Below are 17,279 nucleotides of genomic sequence, written 5' to 3'. Positions count from 1 at the left end.
CGTGAACATGACGAATCCGGATGAGCCGCGTGATCGGCCTCAGGGCAGCGATCGGTCCTGGGCAGATGGCACTGCGAACCCGCCGCCCGAGGGATCCGAGAACGACCAGCCCACCGAGGTCTGGCAACCCCAGCAGAGCCCGGGTGGTCAGCAGTATCAGCAGTACCCGGACTCCCAGCCTTATCCACCTGGCCAGCCCTACCCAACTGGCCAGCCCTACCCAACTGGCCAGCCCTACCCAACTGGTGAGCCTTATCCAACTGGCCAGCCCTACCCGGGTACACAGCCTTATCCGACAGGTCAGCCGTATCCGGATCAGCTTACTCAGCAGTTCGGCTTTCCACAGTCACAGTCACAGTCTCAGGGGTACGGGCAGCCGTATCCACAACAGCCGAACCCGACTCAGGCCATGCCCCCGTACGACCCCAACCAGCAGTACGCGGCAAACCAGCAGTACGCGGCAAACCAGCAGTACGCGGCAAACCCGGGGCAGTATGGTCCGCCTCCCGGTTACACCGGGGAGACGCCAGTCGAGGGAGACAAGTCTTCGGGTGGCGGTTCCGGCGGTGATTCGTCCAACAAGTGGCTCGTTGCCCTTCTTGCACTGGCAGTCCTTGCTGTCGTCGTGCTCGCGGGGATTCTCTTTCTCACCAATCGGTCCTCGGATTCCGAGGTCACTGCCTCACCCGGAATCACCAGGACGCTTCCCCAGAGTTCGGCCCCGCTGCCCAGTACACCGCCTCGCGCGTCCGTCGTTCCGTCAGCGCCAGGTGGACTCGTGCCCGGTGGGATTCCGGAGATCCTCGGTGGGGCCGGTGCGGCGGTCGGAACCATCACCGCGATCGACGGCACCACCATCTCGATCAATGGTGTCGACGGCGCTCCGGTCACGGTGACTACGACCCCGCAGACCGAAGTCATCTCCCTCTCGGGTTTCGACCTCTCCGATCTGAAGGTCGGATCCTTGGTCGTCGTCAACGGCGCACCTGTCGAAGGCGGTTCCATCACGGCCGAGGTCATCATCGAAGTGCCCAAATTCGGTGGTTGAACCCTCTCGGCTCCATCGACGCAGGCACCCCAACCAGCACGCTATAAGGTGATCACCGATGACGGTTATGTGGTTCGGACTAGCAGTGATCGCGCTCGCGGGTGCGGTCGCCCTTCTCTATGTCGATCGATCGCGCCGCGACCAGCTGGGGCGAGTTCGACAGATATGGGCGAAGGCCCAGGGCTATACCTACGCCCCGACGGATGATCAACTGATCTCGCATTTCCATCGGGCAGCGCTGGCCAAGCTCGACGATGCGATTGCTCTCGACGTCGTCCGAGGCGTCCGCAGGGGTGAGAAGTTCGTGCTGTTCGACGTCGAGGAGACCTCGACCATCGTGGCGGTCAAGCGTCCCGTCGGGTCCGACGTCGATATCGATCTTCGTCTCAAATCGACCCCGCCTCCGCGTGAGAAAGACATGGAACTGCTCGGGGCGATCGGTCCACGCGTCGTATTCGCCACCGATATCGAAATCGCTCGCCGGGTCTGCGATCAGCGCATGGCGGCCTTCACCGAGTCGGTTCCGGCGCATGTGTCGTTGCTGTGGAGCGAAAGCGAATGGGCACTGGGGTCGGTGCCGCTGAGCAGCACGGGTCGCGATTGGGACGCCGCTATCGACGCGGTGGCCAGACTGTCGGGACTTCTCCACGTACTGCCACCCGTCCGGAACCGCCCTGCGGCCCCCCGAACCGACGTGCCGCGTCGCCGCCCCGACGTCGACGCAGCCGGGCATGCGCCGAACCGGCCGCAGGCACCCGCACCCGCCGCCCGGCAGGCACCCGCGCCCGCCGCCCGGCAGGCACCCGCGCCCGCACCCGCCGCCCGGCAGGCTCCGCGCCCGCCCGTATCCGCACCCGTGGACCCGCCGCGACGCCCGAGTGGCCCGACCCCGATCAATCGCGACGCGGAACGGCGCCGACGCGAGTCCTGAGGGGCAATGATCGATCGGAACGACGCCTGGTTCCTTCAAGACGCCATCAAGCGTCCTCGAGCAGATAGCCTTCACGTCTATGACCGCTGAGTCGATCGAACCTATGTCCGCACCCGCATCGCGCCCCGTCGCGCTCGTCACCGGTCCCACTTCGGGACTCGGTGGTGAATTCGCGCGCCATCTGGCGTCGCGCGGCTACGACCTCGTGCTCGTCGCTCGCAACGAGTTGAAGCTGCGAGCCCTCGCCGACGATCTGCGCGTCGGATTCGGTGCGAACTCGGAGATCATCGCCGTGGATCTGGCCACCTCCGCCGGACGCGAAACTGTGATCGCGCGTTTGGAACTGGGCGTCGAGTATCTGGTCAACAACGCGGGCTTCGGTACCTCCGGCGAATTCTGGACCGCGGACCCGGACCTGCTGCAGTCGCAGTTGGATGTCAATGTCACCGCCGTCATGCTCTTCACCCGAGCAGCGCTCCCGTCGATGGTCGCCGCGGCCAAGGGCACAGTGATCAACGTTGCGAGTGTGGCCGGCTTGTTGGCCGGGCGAGGCTCCACCTACTCGGCGTCGAAGGCATACGTCATCTCGTTCTCCGAAGGATTGTCCGGTGGTCTCGCCGGCACCGGCGTTCAGATCCAAGCGCTGTGCCCTGGTTTCATCAAGACCGAGTTCCATCAGCGGGCGGGTATCGAAATGTCCTCGATCCCGAGCTTCATGTGGTTGAACGTCGAGCAGGTAGTGCAGACCTCGATGAAGGATCTGGACAAAGGCAAGGTCATCAGCATTCCTGGCGCACAGTACAAAGTACTGACGGCCGTCGGCAGCAAGGTGCCCAAAAGTGCGGTCCGGAAGCTGACCAACCTTGTCGGGCGAGGACGCGGGCGGACCTAATTGGCGCGGCGCGGGCGAGCCTGCGGGCGTGTCGGGCCGAACACCGATAAATTCATACCTCGTGACTGTTTTCGTGGTTCTTGCGATCCTCGTACTCGTTCTCCTTGCCTACACGGCGAGCCTCGAACGGCGGGTTCGACGCTATATATCGCGTACCGCTGCGAGTCGACATCTCGTGACCGTCGAACTCGATCGCCGTCACGTTCAGCTGGAGCCGTTCATCGCGGCCGTCGAGTCCTCGGGGCTCGATCCGAAAACAGTCCGGGCCTTGGTCGGTGCTCGATCGTGGTCCAAAGCGGTCCGTGAGCGCGAACTGAGTCTCAACGCACAGGCTGCCGCGGAGAATGCGCTGTCCGCGGCAGTGCACTCGGTGCTCGCGGAATCGGACATGCATCCCACGCTCAAGACCAATTGGGCCTTCCAAGGTCCCGCCGGGGATCTGGAGACGACCGAGAAGCGGATCGCAGGCGCAGTGCGGGTGTACAACGACAACGCATATCGACTCTCGCTGGCGCGTACGACTTTTCCGTCGAAGTTGGTAGCGAAAGCGTTGAAGGTGCTGGATCCGGAACCGTTCGTCGAGCATGCCGCGTCGGCCGGTGAGCAACCGGAAGACTTGCCCGCGCAGCTTGCCTGATCCTCTGTCGATCGATGGAGGCGGAGTCGGTAGATTCTTCGGAGACGACCGAAGGGGTTTCTTCATGGCCATCAGCGCCGACAATGCCGAGCGGGCCGAACTGGCCGGGCTCGTACGTGAACTTGCCATCGTCCACGGCAAGGTGACGTTGTCCTCGGGGAAAGAGGCCGACTACTACGTCGACCTCCGCCGTGCGACGCTCCATCACCGCGCGAGTGCGCTGATCGGGTCGTTGATGCGTGAACTCGTCGCGGACTGGGATTTCGACTCGGTCGGCGGGTTGACGATGGGCGCCGATCCCGTTGCGTTCGCAGTCATGCACGCGCCGGGCCGCCCGATCGACGCGTTCGTCGTGCGGAAGGCCGCGAAGGCGCACGGCATGCAGCGCCAGATCGAAGGACCCGACATCGTCGGTAAGCGGGTGTTGGTGGTGGAAGACACCACAACCACCGGCAATTCGCCGCTGACTGCCGTCGCTGCGCTGCGGGAGGCGGGTGCGACGGTCGTCGGAGTTGCCACCGTCGTGGACAGGGCAACTGGTGCCGACGACGTCATCGCCGCCGAGGGGCTCGAATACCGTTCGCTCCTCGGACTGGGAGATCTAGGTTTGTAGGAGCGCAAACTACAACAGCTGAGCGACCACGATGAAGTTGTCGTTCGTCGGTTCGCCGCCGCGCACGTCGCAGTTGGCGAGGATGAGCCGCCCGGGCACCGAGCGACGAAGGTCGTTGTCGCCCAGTAGCGAACCCTTCGGCAGTGGGCCGACGCTTTCGACTGTGTATTCGAGAACCCCGTTGGGGGTATCGAGTACCACTCGGTCGCCCGGCTGTGCGACGCCGAGTGCCTTGAACGGTGCGTCCTTCTTCGAATAGTTGTGGCCCACAACCACTACGGTCTGTTGGGCATCGGTTCCCGGTAGCCCGCTCTCGGCCCACCATGCAGGTCGCTCGTCGACAGGATTGAGTACCTGTCCACTGTCTCCTCCGCGGAAGAGTCCGTCGGGATTGACCGGGCTGCTCATGTAGGTGACGCCGTCGGAAGAGCGTAGTTCGATGGCGTCGGGTTGGGCCGGATCGACGACCGCGGCAGTCGGCGGAGGCGCCGAAATCTGCGCCTCCACCGACTCCCTGCTGGGACTGCTCACGTCGGAACCGTCACTTGCGCAACCGGATACAGCGATGAGCAGTGCCGCAGTGGTAACCCAGATGGATCTACGAAGCATCGGCACCGTTGCGGCGACGCAGGTACAGTCCGCCACCGACTGCGGCCACGGCGACGACTCCGACACCGGCAAGAATCGCCGGCAGAGCGCTGGAGTCGGAAGAACCGCTCGATGCTGAATCGGCTGAATCACCCAGCGCCAGATCGACGGCAGGCAGTTCGCCGGCAACCGTCATGACGCCCTGGTCGTTCGTGGTGAAGTAGTCGGCGACGGTGAAGGAACCGTCTTCGTTGAAGACACCGATGAGTTCGATGCCGGTCTCGTCGACGACCACGGTGGTCTCGTCGATCTTGGTGCTGTCGACCTCGTCGTGGGCGGTTCCGCCCAGGTTGATGGTCAAACTGAGCTTCGGGCCACTGGCGGCAAGGTCAGCGGCCTTCTTCTTCAGGTCAGCTTCGGCCTTGGCCGCGGTCTCGGCGGCGGTCTTGGCAGTAGCAGCCGCGGCCTTCGCTGCGGTCACGGCCTCGGCCTTCGTCTTTGCGTCGGCGACAGCGGTAGCCGCGGCAGCTGCGAGTGCTTCGGATTTCTCGTTCGCGGCGGTGGCGTCGGACTCTGCCTTGGTGAGCGCAGCGGCTGCTGCGGTCGCCTTTGCTTCCAGATCGGCGACGTTGTCACCGGCGGTCGCGGCAGCTTCGGCTGCAGCGGTTGCGGCGGCCTCCGCTGTCTTCAGATCTGCAGCTGCCTTGGTTGCGGCAGCCCGTGCTTCCTCGGCGGCCTTGGTCGCGGCAGCAGCCTCGTCGGAGCTCGCTGCTGCGTCTGCTTCGAGTTCTGTTGCTCTGGCGTCTGCAGCTGCAGACGCTTCTGCAGTTGCTCTGGCTTCGACGGCCAATGACGCCGAGCGGGCTGCAGTAGCCACTGCTGCGCGGACGGCTGCGGTGACCTTCGCGAGGTTGAACTTCTTGAACGCTTCTTCGACGGCGGCGACGGACTCTCGCAGTTCCGTCGTCGACTTGTCGAAGTCGGCTTGTGCAGTCAACGCGATTTCTGCTTTCGCGTCGGCCTCTGCCCGTGCTTCGGCGGCGGCGTTGACGGCGTCGGGGTCACCCGCTGCTGCTGCGGCGGCCTCTAGTTCGATTGCCTTCTTCTCGGCGGCCGCGGCTTCTGTCTTCGCTTTATCAGCGGCGTTCTTCGTCTCGGTAACCTTGGCATCCAACGTTGCTTTGTCGTTCTTGGCTGCGGTGGCTGCGGCGGAGGCGGCGATGCTGGCAATGTTGGCCGCTTCCGCTGCCTTCGTCGCGTCGGTCGCGCTCAGTGCGGCGCCTGCGGCATCGAGCTCGGCTTTGGCTGCGGCGGTGTTCGAGGCTGCTGCTGCGGCGACGGCCGCGTCGTAGCGAGTCTGGGCGGCGACGGAGGCTTCCGCGGCGGCCTTGCTGGCGATCTCGGCGTCGGCGAGCGCCTTCTTCTCCGCTTCGGAGAGCTGCGGGACGACGGTGACGTCGATGGTCGCGGTGCCGTCGTCGTTGATGACTACGCCTGCCGTGACCTGAGGCAGTGGGCGCTCGGCGGACGGTGCCTCGAGGGGAACGATCGGTCCGACCTCGGCGGCGTCACCCTCGTTGGCTGCAGGAACGGCGGCGTTGGGCACCACGCTCTCGGATACGCCTTCCCCCGTACCTGCGGTGGATTCCCCGCTGGGCGTTGTTTCTTCCGTGGAAGTCCCCGGCGTGGTGGGTTCCTGCGCGTAGGCGATGCCCGGTGCGGCGACCGTCAACGACATCGCGACCACCGCGCCGGCTGCGGCGATGCGGGCACGGCGAGACCGAGAGATCGATTTGTGCGACATGTATGTGGAGCCCTTCAGTCGGTAGCGGTATGAGCCGCTTTACTTCCGCCCCGACACGGAATTCAGGTTAGTGAGACATACTTACGAGCGTTTCAGACCATAACGGACCCGGCGGTCTTCAAAGGTCAACCACGGGTTTGGTTATAGAAGTGTTACGTGTGGGACATCTGTGACTGAAGTGGCTTGAGTTGCCCGTTTACCTCTCGTGCAGGCAGCGGAGGAGTGGTCGACGCCCCGCTACCCCTGGATCAGGACGGGCTGTCCTGATCCAGCAACTCCGCAATCTCGCGGTCCCAATCGGCATGCCTTTGGGCGTCGAGGCGAACGCGGACAGCGAAATAGGTGCCGAGCAGAATGGACGCGGCGGCGAAGAGGCTGCCGAATCCGGTGAACAGGGCCGTGACGACGGCATCGGCCCGGGTTGCTGGAGGTGCGGTCGGGTTGCCGTCGCGGTCGACCCATATCGGGAGCTGGGTGCCGGAGGGGCTGCCCGCAGGCAGGGAGACCTGTCCCTGATGATCGAGCCCGTCATAGCTCCACGTCGCGTCGACGGTAGTGCTGGTAACCGATCCGACTTCGCTCTGCAGGACGGGTGCGATATCGGCGACGGCCTTGGTGGTGGCAGTGACCTGGCGGACACTGCTCTCCTGTGCTGCGACCCGACTTTGCCCGACGGCGAGGGTGGACGTGCCGATCCACGCAGCTACCGGCAGCATCAGGATTATCAGAGCGAAGACTGTGGTCTTGATGGTGGACTGAATGCGGTCCGAGCGGCGAACCAGTGGGTTTCGCTCGACAAGATGAGATGACCGGGGCGTCCCGGCGTGCTCTGCATGCTTTCGGCGCATCGTCATCCCCATGTGTTCTCTAGCGTGTCCAACAATCACCATGACAACCTTGGGGCCTGCGATCAAGCATTCAAGGTCAACATCACATATCTGCTCAGCTCGACCGACGATGGAGGAAATAAGTCCGATGAAGCGATCGACGTTCTCACGTTTTGCATTCGGTTCGGCTGCCGTCGCGACGGTGTTCGGTGCGGTCACCGGGAACGAGACGGTGCACCGGGTGGCCAAGCCCCTCATCGTTCCTGCGCTTGCGCTCGGGATGCGACGCTTCTCGCCGGTCCTCGGGGTAGCGCTCACGGCCGCCACCGTCGGGGACGTTCTGCTGATGGACCCGGACGACGATTCGAAGATTCTGCGCGGAGCCGGGGCGTTCGCCGTCATGCAGGGTTGCTATTGCGCCCTTCTCGCTTCGGCCGGCAGTCGACCGACCCTTACCGCTGCCGTACCGCGCTTTTTCGGGTGGGCGGTGGCGTCGTCACAGTTGGCGAGAAAGTCACCGGAGGTGGCTCCGGGTTTGGCCGGGTACGGCGTGACTCTGGCGGCGATGTCGACGTTGGCTGCAGATCCAGCGTCCGCACCAGGAGCTGATGTATTTGCGGGTGTCGTGATGCCGAATTCCGATTCGCGTTCCTGGCAGGCGCTGGGCGGAATCCTGTTCACCGTCTCCGACGCATTGATCGTGTACCGACGGCTCTATCTTTCGAGCGAGATGTCTCGGCGGGTTGTCGAAGGTGCGATTCTGGCGACGTATTCCGCCGCTCAGCTACTTCTCGTCGAAGGATTCACCAGGCAGAAGTAGCACGCGGTGGTGGTCCGACGGGTCGACCATGATCGGCAAGGTTCGACCGGTTTGGAATCGCGCTGTCTCCGACGGGGGTATCGAATAGACGATTCTGCCGACGTAGGAATCCGAACCGGGAACTGTGAACGCCAAGTCGAGTTCCATTTTCCGCTCGTCGATCCTGCGACTCGCCTCGACCGTCGCCCAGCCTTCGACCCCGTTCCTGGCCAGTCGTCGCTGTTCGGCAGTGGGGCGGTTGGCGACCATCATGGCCAACGCGAGCGCCGTACCGAATCCGGCAACCAGGCCGACAATTTGGTAGGGCAGAGTACCGGGCGGTGTATGCGTTCGCAGTAAGCCGGCCCAGATGATCAACACCAAGAGGTAGCCGACAGCGACGAAGGCAACCGCTCGCAGAATTTTTTCGTGATTCACCGAAATCTCCTCGAAGACCTATCAAGAGTAGTCCCGAAATCTGCCGAAGCGGTTACCGATAATCTTAGTAACCCCTATCCTGTCGTTTGTGTCTACTCCAACTGTGCTCATAACCGGCGCGGCAGCCGGAATCGGACGGTCCACCGCATTGAAATTCGCAGGCTCGGGATACCTCGTCGGGGCCTATGACATCGACGAGACCGGATTGGCCTCGTTGGGCAAGGAGATCGCCGCGGCCGGTGGCAGGGTCGTCACGGGAATTCTCGACGTCACCGATCCGGTCCAGTGGGCCGATCGCCTCGCCGAGTTCGACAAGGAGTCCGGCGGGCGGCTCGACGTTCTGATCAATAACGCGGGCATCCTCGTCGCAGGGAAATTCGAAGAGATACCGCTCGCTGTACACAAGCGTCAGATCGATATCAACTTCAACGGCGTCGTCTACGGCACTCTCGCCGCGTTCCCGTATCTGAAGGCCACCCCCGGTGCTCAGGTCGTCAACCTGTGTTCCGCATCAGCAATCTACGGTCAACCCGAACTCGTCACCTACGGCGCGACGAAGTTCGCAGTACGTGGTATCACCGAGGCCCTGGACCTCGAATGGGCCGAGTACGACATCTCGGTGAAAGCGATGTGGCCGCTGTTCGTGCAGACCGCGATGACCCAGGGCGTGTCCACGGGCACCACCAACTCGCTCGGTATCAAGCTGACGGCCGACGATGTCTCCGAGGCGATCTTCGAAGCCACCCGGCCTTCGAGGCGCCTGCTGCACAAGGTCCATTTCCCAGTAGGGCTGCAGTCCAAGGCGATGACGATCGGATCGCGCTTTTCGCCGGCATGGCTGACGCGTGAGATCAACCGCCGTTTGAGCCACACCTGACCCCACCCCCACAGCGCTTGTCTCGGTGCGCCGGTAGGGTCGCACTGCGAAACAGGTCAGCGAGAGCGGGGTCGGGGTATTTCATGGTGGACAAGCGTCTTGCAGCAGCGGCATTTCTGGCAGTGTCGGCACTGTTGACGGCATGTGGCAGTGAGTCCGGTGCAGAGGTGGCCGCAACCTCGCCGCCGAGTGTGACGAGTGCGCCCGCCGCTACCACTACTACGACCGCCGCACCTGTTCCTGTCACCACTACCTTGGCGCCGCTTTCCACGACGACCGAGCCTGCTCCTCCGCCACCACCGCCGCCGACGCCGCAGACTACGTATGCCCCGCTACAGGGCACCTACTATTTCAGTTCGCCGGACGGGCAGTTCCAATGCGGAATCGTCACTCTTCCTTCGCGGACGGAGGCAGGCTGTCAAGGCGCGACCACGCCGGTTCCACCGCGGCCCGAGTCGTGCATGATCAGCTGGGGCAACGGGATTCGCGTCACCAATGAAGGCGCAGCCGAGTTCATGTGCTCCGGTGGCGCGGTGTACACCTCGGGTGGTGAGACGGTCGATCCGCCGCTCGAGGTGGGGCAACAAATCGTCGGCGACGGTTACACGTGCATCTCGGCCGCCGACGGTATCTCCTGCAACAACGACGAGACCGGTCACGGTTTCCGTATTGCCGCCGACAGCAACGAAACCTTTTGAGCGACATGGAGTCCGGAGTCGCAGCCGAGGCTGGGCCGACCGAGTGGGGCGAGGCTCCCAACGGTGTCGGACCGTGGATCGAGGAGTACACAACGCCGCGACCGACCGATGCTCGCTACGACGTCGAACTTCTCGACAATGGAGATCGACGCAATGTCGTCGACGCCTATCGGTATTGGACACGCGAGGCGATCGTTACGGACATCGACAGTCGTCGGCACAGTCTTCACGTTGCGATCGAGAACTTCGCGAACGACGCCAACATCGGCACAGTGGTTCGGACGGCCAATGCGTTTGCTGCGCAGGCGGTTCACATCGTCGGTCGTCGTCGGTGGAATCGGCGGGGTGCGATGGTTACCGATCGCTACCAACACATTCACCACCACGCCACGGTCGCCGACTTACTCGAGTTCGCCCGAGTGAACGCGCTGACCGTTGTCGCCGTCGACAACACGCCGGGGTCGGTGCCGCTGGAAACGGCGGATCTGCCGCGTGACTGCGTGCTGTTGTTCGGTCAGGAGGGCCCGGGAGTGACGGAGGAAGCCCGCGGCGGCGCCTCGATGACGGTGTCCATCGCTCAGTTCGGCTCGACGCGGAGTATCAACGCCGGAGTGGCTGCCGGTATCGCCATGCATTCCTGGGTTCGGCAGCACGCGGACTTGTCCTCGGCCTGGACCTGACTCCTTGTGTCACTCGTTCTGCCCGTAATGGCAGGATCGGGGTATGCAGGAGCAATGGTCGCAGCGTGCGGACGCTGCGGAGGGAGCGGTCAACGCGCGCCACGTACGTCGACTGTGGGGGTTGCCCGGTACCGCGCTAGGAGTGGTGGCGTGGCCCCCCGTCCGGCGTGAGCGACTGTTCGGGCGGTGGCATTACTGGTGGCAGGCACACCTGCTGGACTGCGCTGTCGACGCCGCTACTAGGGCGCCCACCGCCAAGCGTCGCAGGAAGCTGTCCAAAATTGCGCGCGCACATCGCATTCGGAACATCACCGGATGGACCAACAACTATTACGACGACATGGCATGGCTCGGCCTTGCGTTGGAGCGAGCGCAGCGGTTGCACGCCGTCGACAATCGGACAGCGATCCACACGATCGAATTGGAGTTGTTCGACGCCTGGGCGCCGGAGAAGGGCGGCGGAATACCGTGGCGTAAGGGCGACGATTTCTATAACACTCCGGCGAACGGGCCTGCGTCGATATTGCTTGCCCGCACCGGTCGACTGTGGCGTGCACAGGCTATGGCGGACTGGATGGACGCATACCTACGCGACCCGGCGACGGGTCTGATACTCGACGGCATTCGGACGGGCGGCGTGCTCGATCGTGCGGTGTTCAGCTACTGCCAGGGCGTCGTGCTCGGAGTCGAGACCGAATTGGCGGTTCGTCTCGATGCACCGCGCCATCGCGCGCGCGTTCATGCGCTGGTTGCCGCCGTCGAGACTCACTTGTGCCGCGATCTTGTGATCCTGGGCGGAGGTGGAGGTGACGGCGGTCTTTTCGACGGTGTTTTGGCGCGCAACCTTGCTGTCGTCGCCACGACGCTCCCCGGCGAAAGCGACGAGGACGAGCAGGCTCGCTCGCTGGCGGCGTCGATCGTTCTTGCATCGGCGGAGGCCGCGTGGGAGAACCGACTGGAAGTCGAGGACCATCCGCTCTTCGGTGCCGCCTGGAACAAGGAGGCACGCCTGCCCGGGACAGGGCATCCCATTGCAGCGTTCACCGGTGGGACCGTCCGCTCGTCCGCGATTCCTGAGCGGGATCTGTCCGTCCAACTCGGTGGGTGGATGCTGATGGAAGCTGCCCACGTCGTCTCTGCAGCGGGGTTCCGTTAGCAAGAAGTTCTACTCGTGAACCTCTTCCACCTCGACGATTTCCGTCGGTCGGGCCATCTCTTTGCGGTACTGCCAGATGCCGAGTGCGGTACCTACGACGAGAGCAACGATCATCGCAATCAACACCGCCGGTAGTAGCCACGGCACCTGCTCGAGAAAACTGCCGAAGTAGAAACCGATGAGCAGGAGTACCGGTGCCCAGATGATGGCGCCCAGCGTGCTGGCGATCGTGTATTTGCGATGGTTCATGTTTGCCGCGCCTGCGACCATCGGGCAGAGCGTGCGGACCCATGGAATCCAGCGAGCCACGAGTACCGCCCAGAAGCCGTGCTTCTCCAGCAGAACGTTCACTTTGTGCAGGTTTTTCGTGTTGAGATACTTGCCGTCCTTGCGTGCGACGAGTTTGGAGCCGGTGCGGTGGCCGATGACGTATCCGGCTTGATTTCCGGCGATCGCGGCGATCATCGCGCCCACCGACAGTGCCCAGATGTGGCCGACTCCGGACGAGTGTGTGGCCATGACGATGCCTGCGGTCACGAGCATCGAGTCACCGGGAAGGAACAAGCCGATGATGACAGCGCATTCGAGAAACACGAATGCGACGACGATGGTCCACACGACGAGGGGACCGGCAGTGGTGAGCGGTCCGAAACTGCCCATCGCCGTTATTGTCTCGGACGCTTGTGCGTTGATCTGGCCGATCATGCGCGACGCACCATGTCAGGAAGTGGCGTCCCTCTGCGACTCGATCGACTCGGTCGCCTCGGCCAACGGAGTCTTGCGTGCTTTGATCATCCGTTTGCCGACCTCGATGACGATCGGAAGCACCGAGACGAGAACGATGACGATGAAGATGATGTCGACGTGCTCGCGAATGAAGTCGATCTGGCCGAGCAGATAGCCGAGCATCGTCACACCTGCACCCCAGAGGATGCCTCCGACGACGTTGTAGGTCAGGAACAGCGAGTACTTCATCTTCGACGCACCCGCGACGACGGGGGCAAACGTGCGAACGATCGGAACGAAGCGTGCCAGGATGATGGTGATCGGCCCGTGCTTTTCGAAGAAGGCATGCGACTCGTCGATGTACTTCTTCTTGAAGAATCGTGCATCGTTCGATTTGAAGAGGGCAGTGCCGCCCTTGGAGCCGATGAAGAATCCCACTTGGTCGCCGAGGATCGCAGCGATGGGAATCAGGATCACCAACAGCCAGATCGGTGCGAACGGCTCGATGTCCGTCGACTTCGAGGCGGCGATCAGCCCTGCTGTGAACAGCAGTGAATCACCCGGTAGCAGGGGAAACAGCAACCCTGATTCGATGAAGACGACTAGCAGCAATCCGACCAGCACCCAGGTGCCGAACGAATTGAGTAGGTTGACCGGATCGAGGAACCCGGGCAGCAAAGCCAGGTTGGTCGTCACGGATTCCGAGGCGGCATTCAAACTCACGGCGCTCACACTACCGGCCGAACCTGGGAGAACCTGAACAAAAGGTTTCGACCACCGGATACGGGCTGCCCGATTGGTCGTATCGATTTCAGAGCCCCTGCGGTGGGTCCCGGGCGACACAGCGCCGGTGAGTTGCCATACTGCAGAGGACACACGGCGCGCGCCACTACGCGTGAGCGCTCGCCGATCGACTCTTTACATGGAGGAATCCGCCGTGCCGATCGCAACTCCCGAGGTCTACGCCGAGATGCTTGGCCGGGCGAAGGAACACCAATTCGCATTTCCTGCTATCAACTGCGTAGGTTCCGAGTCCGTCAATGCCGCCATCAAAGGCTTCGCCGACGCAGGTAGCGACGGCATCATTCAGTTCTCCACGGGCGGTGCCGAGTTCGCGTCGGGCCTCGGGATCAAGGACATGGTCACCGGCGCGGCAGCCCTCGCCGAGTTCGCTCATGTGGTCGCCGCGCGCTACGACGTCACCATCGCGCTGCACACCGATCACTGCCCGAAGGACAAGCTCGACACCTACGTGCGTCCGCTGATCGCCCTTTCCCAGGAGCGCGTCGACGCAGGCAGGAACCCGCTCTTCCAGTCGCACATGTGGGACGGTTCCGCGATCGCGATCGATGAGAACCTCGAGATCGCCAAGGAGCTGCTTGCCCTCTCAGCGGCAGCACGCATCATCCTCGAGATCGAAATCGGCGTCGTCGGCGGTGAAGAAGACGGCGTCGAGGCCGAGATCAACGACAAGCTCTACACCTCGAACGAGGATTTCCTCAAGACCGTCGAGGCCCTCGGTGCCGGCGACGCGGGATCGCGTTACCTGCTCGCAGCAACGTTCGGCAACGTGCACGGCGTCTACAAGCCGGGCAACGTCAAGCTGAAGCCCTCGGTGCTCGCCGACGGCCAGAAGGTCGCGTCGGAGCACCTTGGTCTTGCTGAAGGATCCAAGCCGTTCGACTTCGTCTTTCACGGTGGATCGGGCTCGGCGAAGAGTGAGATCGAAGAGGCACTCGGTTACGGCGTCGTGAAGATGAACGTCGACACCGATACCCAGTACGCATTCAGTCGCCCGATCGCCGGGCACTTCTTCAGCAACTACGACGGTGTCCTGAAGGTCGACGGCGAGGTCGGCAACAAGAAGGTCTACGACCCCCGCAGTTACCTGAAGAAGGCCGAAGCAGGGATGACTGCTCGCGTCATCGAGGCGTGCAACGACCTGAAGTCCGCCGGCCGTAGCGTGTCCGACGGATAAGACTTTCTCGAAACCGACTCGGCCCCGCAACGCGTTTTCGTTGCGGGGCCGAGTGCTGGGTGGGATCAGAGCGCTACTGCGTGACCGTAAGGGCTACTCCGGGGGTGCGGGGCTACTCGGGCTGCAGACTTTCCATACATCGCCGTCACGGCGCAGGTCGAAGGTGCGGGGTGAGGTGTCGGCGGGATTGGCCGCGGTGTGTGCGAGTACCTGCGCAATCGCGGCATCGCCGGTCACCTGGACGGCGTCGATGCTTTCCACGACCGGAACGTTGCCCTGCTCGACGGCAATACGGTGGACGTCGGCGAAATCGGCGTCCGGAATATCGCGGTAGAAGGCGGCGAGTTCGCCGCACGAGGCGCTTCGGAGAGTCGCCAGGTCTCCGGTGCTCAATGCTTGCGTGAACGATTGGATCGACATTCTGATCTGCGCATCCGCCGAACTGCCCTCGTCGTCGCGCGAGAGGTAGGCAAAGCCTGTGACACCGATGGCGATGATCAAGACCAACGCGCCCGCGATGGCGAGGATCCATCTTCGGCTCCCAGACGTCCAAGTCGAAGTGCTCCGCGTCGGTTCGATGCGCTGGGGACGTGCCTGCGGCTGCGAGAGCTCACCGCGCGCAGGGATGCGTCGCGGTGCCACTGGCGGTCGGGAAGTAGGCGTTGCGCCGGAGGGCTTCACGGTCGACGGCGCCGGGTGGGTCTGCTCGGTGGTCGGCGGCACCTTTGTAAGAGCGGTGGTCTCCGCTTCGGCTGGATCGGGAGCTGCGGGAGGCAGGCTCTTCGTTGTGAGCGGCTGCTTCGCGGCCGGTGGTTCTTGTTTTCGAATCGCCTCGGTGGCGGGCTCTTCGCCCACCTCGTTCGACTTGTCCTGCGGATCCGACACCCTGTTCTCCCAACTGACCGGACTGTGCGACGCAGACGAGCCTAGCGAGCGGAAGGGTGGGTGGACGCACGCGCGCGGAGTGTCGGGGCACAATAGGGTCCATGACTTCTTTCGGTGACCTGCTTGGACCGCAGCCGACACTCTTGCCTGGAGACGACGAGGCAGAGTCGGCGCTTCTGAATCACGAGGACCCAGCGAAGGTCGCTGCCGACAATCCGACGGCCTCGATTGCTTGGGCATATTTGGCGGAAGCCGCTTTGACCTCTGGACAGACGATCACCGCTTACGCTTATGCGCGCACCGGTTACCACCGCGGTCTCGATCAGCTGCGACGCAACGGATGGAAGGGGTTCGGGCCGGTCCCGTACAACCATGAGCCGAACCGAGGATTCCTCCGATGCGTCGCCGTTCTTACAAAGGCTGCGCGCGATATCGGGGAAAACGACGAGTACGCCCGCTGCCTCGACCTCCTCGAAGACTGTGACCCCAAAGCGGCGGAAGCGCTCGGTCTCGGCTGATCGGTTCCGCCCGACTGCACGACGCGGGAAGTCGCGGCTGAAGTCCGGTCGCATGCGGCTTCAGGTTTCCATGTTGCCGATCATTCAATGTGCGCTGGCGGCCGGGGTCGCGTGGTACGTGGCGACCGACCTGGTGGGGCACCAGCGTCCGTTCTTCGCGCCGATTGCAGCCGTCGTCTCACTCGGCCTGTCGCTGGGGGCTCGGTTGCGGCGTTCTGCGGAGCTGGTCGTCGGTGTCGTTCTGGGAATCGGCGTCGGCGACCTGATCATCTCGGCAATCGGCAGCGGTCCGTGGCAGATCTCGCTGGTCATCGCGCTTGCGATGTCGACGGCAGTCTTCCTCGACGGCGGTCCGATCTTTGCGATGCAGGCGGGATCCTCCGCCGTCCTCGTTGCGACGCTGATTCCTCCTGGAAATTCCGGTGGCGTCGACCGGATGGTCGACGCGCTGATCGGCGGTCTCGTCGGCATCGCGATCGTCGCGTTGATTCCGACGCATCCGGTGTGGCGGGCGCGCAAAGACGCAGCGAAGATTCTCAAAACGGCGTCCGAGGTGTTGCAGAAGGTGGCAGACGGTCTGGTTGCCAACGACCCGAAGCCCATCGAGGATGCGTTGAAGAAGGCGCGCGCAACGCAGTCCGATATCGACACCCTGCGCAGCGAACTCAAAGGTGGCCGTGAGATCGCGCGGATCTCGCCGATGTATTGGAGGCAACGCCACCGTCTCGCGGGTTTGGCCAGGACAGCTGATCCGCTCGACAATGCCGTGCGCAATATTCGGGTGCTGGCAAGACGTTCGCTCTCGTTGGTGCGCGACGACGAGATCCTCGATCCGCGTCTCGTAGACGAGGTCGAGAAGCTCTCTCAAGCTGTGGATGTGCTGCGGCGGATGGTTCTCGCCGATCCCGGGCAGCGTCCCGACGCGGCCGACGCCGCGCGGGTGTTGCGGACGGTCGCATCCGGTGCGAAACCTGAACTGATCGACAATGCTGGTCTGTCCGCGACGGTGGTGTTGGCTCAATTGAGGTCGATCATCGTAGATCTGCTGCAGGTGGCTGGTCTGAAGCGGATATCGGCCCTGGCGACGCTGCCGCCGACCGTCGAGAAGCCTGGTGTGACCCCGGACGTGTTCTGAGGGACGATCCCGTTGCACATATGCGTATGTACGCATATGGTGAGGTCGA

20 protein-coding genes are annotated in these 17,279 nt (G+C 63.4%); 13 read left to right on the top strand and 7 right to left on the bottom strand.

Annotated elements, in window-relative coordinates:
• Nucleotides 1-7 precede the first annotated feature (7 nt).
• The 5 genes from BJI47_RS13360 to pyrE all read left to right on the top strand — a co-directional run bounded on the left by BJI47_RS13360 (nt 8) and on the right by pyrE (nt 4,121).
• Nucleotides 8-1,048: a DUF5666 domain-containing protein gene (locus BJI47_RS13360; RefSeq protein WP_254900584.1), complete on the top strand. Its 1,041-nt coding sequence runs from the start codon at nt 8-10 to the stop codon at nt 1,046-1,048.
• A 67-nt stretch (nt 1,049-1,115) separates the two neighbouring features.
• Nucleotides 1,116-1,979: a hypothetical protein gene (locus BJI47_RS13355; RefSeq protein WP_088944168.1), complete on the top strand. Its 864-nt coding sequence runs from the start codon at nt 1,116-1,118 to the stop codon at nt 1,977-1,979.
• 103 nt (nt 1,980-2,082) lie between these two features.
• Nucleotides 2,083-2,871 (top strand): SDR family oxidoreductase, encoded by a 789-nt coding sequence (locus tag BJI47_RS13350; RefSeq protein WP_176224853.1) that lies wholly within the window; start codon nt 2,083-2,085, stop codon nt 2,869-2,871.
• Between the two features lie 61 nt (nt 2,872-2,932).
• Nucleotides 2,933-3,508, top strand: coding sequence for a LemA family protein (locus BJI47_RS13345; RefSeq protein ID WP_088944166.1), 576 nt, complete (start codon nt 2,933-2,935; stop codon nt 3,506-3,508).
• A 64-nt stretch (nt 3,509-3,572) separates the two neighbouring features.
• A complete protein-coding gene (gene pyrE / locus BJI47_RS13340; RefSeq protein WP_084345867.1) occupies nt 3,573-4,121 on the top strand; it encodes an orotate phosphoribosyltransferase in 549 nt (182 codons plus the stop codon).
• A 9-nt stretch (nt 4,122-4,130) separates the two neighbouring features.
• Here pyrE and BJI47_RS13335 read toward each other — a convergent pair whose 3' ends face one another.
• From BJI47_RS13335 to BJI47_RS13325, 3 genes are all read right to left on the bottom strand, one after another.
• Nucleotides 4,131-4,652 carry a class F sortase gene (locus BJI47_RS13335; protein ID WP_254900583.1) on the bottom strand — a complete coding sequence of 174 codons (522 nt, stop codon included), beginning with the start codon at nt 4,650-4,652 and terminating at the stop codon, nt 4,131-4,133.
• A 67-nt stretch (nt 4,653-4,719) separates the two neighbouring features.
• On the bottom strand, nt 4,720-6,513 hold the full coding sequence (locus BJI47_RS13330) for a hypothetical protein (protein ID WP_088944165.1): 1,794 nt from the start codon (nt 6,511-6,513) through the stop codon (nt 4,720-4,722).
• Nucleotides 6,514-6,761: 248 nt separating this feature from the next.
• Nucleotides 6,762-7,361 (bottom strand): hypothetical protein, encoded by a 600-nt coding sequence (locus BJI47_RS13325; RefSeq protein WP_125458730.1) that lies wholly within the window; start codon nt 7,359-7,361, stop codon nt 6,762-6,764.
• A 127-nt stretch (nt 7,362-7,488) separates the two neighbouring features.
• Here BJI47_RS13325 and BJI47_RS13320 point away from each other — a divergent pair, with 127 nt between their 5' ends.
• Nucleotides 7,489-8,160 carry a lysoplasmalogenase gene (locus BJI47_RS13320; RefSeq protein ID WP_088944163.1) on the top strand — a complete coding sequence of 224 codons (672 nt, stop codon included), beginning with the start codon at nt 7,489-7,491 and terminating at the stop codon, nt 8,158-8,160.
• On the opposite strand, the gene BJI47_RS13315 is transcribed toward BJI47_RS13320, so the two are convergent.
• Nucleotides 8,125-8,577 (bottom strand): hypothetical protein, encoded by a 453-nt coding sequence (locus tag BJI47_RS13315; RefSeq protein ID WP_088944162.1) that lies wholly within the window; start codon nt 8,575-8,577, stop codon nt 8,125-8,127. The two genes, BJI47_RS13320 and BJI47_RS13315, sit on opposite strands and share 36 nt — an antisense overlap.
• A gap of 88 nt (nt 8,578-8,665) precedes the next feature.
• Here BJI47_RS13315 and BJI47_RS13310 point away from each other — a divergent pair, with 88 nt between their 5' ends.
• From BJI47_RS13310 to BJI47_RS13295, 4 genes are all read left to right on the top strand, one after another.
• On the top strand, nt 8,666-9,454 hold the full coding sequence (locus tag BJI47_RS13310; RefSeq protein ID WP_176224843.1) for an SDR family oxidoreductase: 789 nt from the start codon (nt 8,666-8,668) through the stop codon (nt 9,452-9,454).
• An 83-nt stretch (nt 9,455-9,537) separates the two neighbouring features.
• Nucleotides 9,538-10,152: a DUF6636 domain-containing protein gene (locus BJI47_RS13305; protein WP_088944160.1), complete on the top strand. Its 615-nt coding sequence runs from the start codon at nt 9,538-9,540 to the stop codon at nt 10,150-10,152.
• A gap of 5 nt (nt 10,153-10,157) precedes the next feature.
• Nucleotides 10,158-10,832: an RNA methyltransferase gene (locus tag BJI47_RS13300; protein ID WP_088944159.1), complete on the top strand. Its 675-nt coding sequence runs from the start codon at nt 10,158-10,160 to the stop codon at nt 10,830-10,832.
• A 43-nt stretch (nt 10,833-10,875) separates the two neighbouring features.
• On the top strand, nt 10,876-11,988 hold the full coding sequence (locus BJI47_RS13295) for a glycoside hydrolase family 76 protein (protein WP_088944158.1): 1,113 nt from the start codon (nt 10,876-10,878) through the stop codon (nt 11,986-11,988).
• A gap of 9 nt (nt 11,989-11,997) precedes the next feature.
• Here BJI47_RS13295 and BJI47_RS13290 read toward each other — a convergent pair whose 3' ends face one another.
• Together BJI47_RS13290 and BJI47_RS13285 are read right to left on the bottom strand one after the other, a co-directional pair.
• On the bottom strand, nt 11,998-12,648 hold the full coding sequence (locus BJI47_RS13290) for a DedA family protein (RefSeq protein WP_088944263.1): 651 nt from the start codon (nt 12,646-12,648) through the stop codon (nt 11,998-12,000).
• Nucleotides 12,649-12,708: 60 nt separating this feature from the next.
• The gene (locus BJI47_RS13285; RefSeq protein ID WP_088944262.1) at nt 12,709-13,437 is read right to left on the bottom strand and encodes a VTT domain-containing protein; all 729 of its coding nucleotides are present in this window, start codon (nt 13,435-13,437) and stop codon (nt 12,709-12,711) included.
• Nucleotides 13,438-13,651: 214 nt separating this feature from the next.
• On the opposite strand from BJI47_RS13285, the gene fbaA reads away from it, so the two are divergent.
• Nucleotides 13,652-14,692, top strand: coding sequence for a class II fructose-bisphosphate aldolase (fbaA, locus tag BJI47_RS13280; RefSeq protein ID WP_088944261.1), 1,041 nt, complete (start codon nt 13,652-13,654; stop codon nt 14,690-14,692).
• A 93-nt stretch (nt 14,693-14,785) separates the two neighbouring features.
• On the opposite strand, the gene BJI47_RS13275 is transcribed toward fbaA, so the two are convergent.
• Nucleotides 14,786-15,577: a hypothetical protein gene (locus BJI47_RS13275; protein WP_088944157.1), complete on the bottom strand. Its 792-nt coding sequence runs from the start codon at nt 15,575-15,577 to the stop codon at nt 14,786-14,788.
• Between the two features lie 101 nt (nt 15,578-15,678).
• Here BJI47_RS13275 and BJI47_RS13270 point away from each other — a divergent pair, with 101 nt between their 5' ends.
• Both BJI47_RS13270 and BJI47_RS13265 read left to right on the top strand, forming a co-directional pair.
• A complete protein-coding gene (locus BJI47_RS13270; protein WP_088944156.1) occupies nt 15,679-16,095 on the top strand; it encodes a DUF3151 domain-containing protein in 417 nt (138 codons plus the stop codon).
• A gap of 52 nt (nt 16,096-16,147) precedes the next feature.
• A complete protein-coding gene (locus BJI47_RS13265; protein ID WP_176224842.1) occupies nt 16,148-17,230 on the top strand; it encodes an aromatic acid exporter family protein in 1,083 nt (360 codons plus the stop codon).
• Nucleotides 17,231-17,279 lie beyond the last annotated feature (49 nt).

Source organism: Rhodococcus sp. 1168 (assembly GCF_002091955.1).
In the GTDB taxonomy this organism is placed as follows: Bacteria; Actinomycetota; Actinomycetes; order Mycobacteriales; family Mycobacteriaceae; genus Rhodococcoides.
The sequence above is the reverse complement of the archived record's forward strand: the minus strand, read 5'-3'. Positions and strand labels throughout refer to the sequence as shown.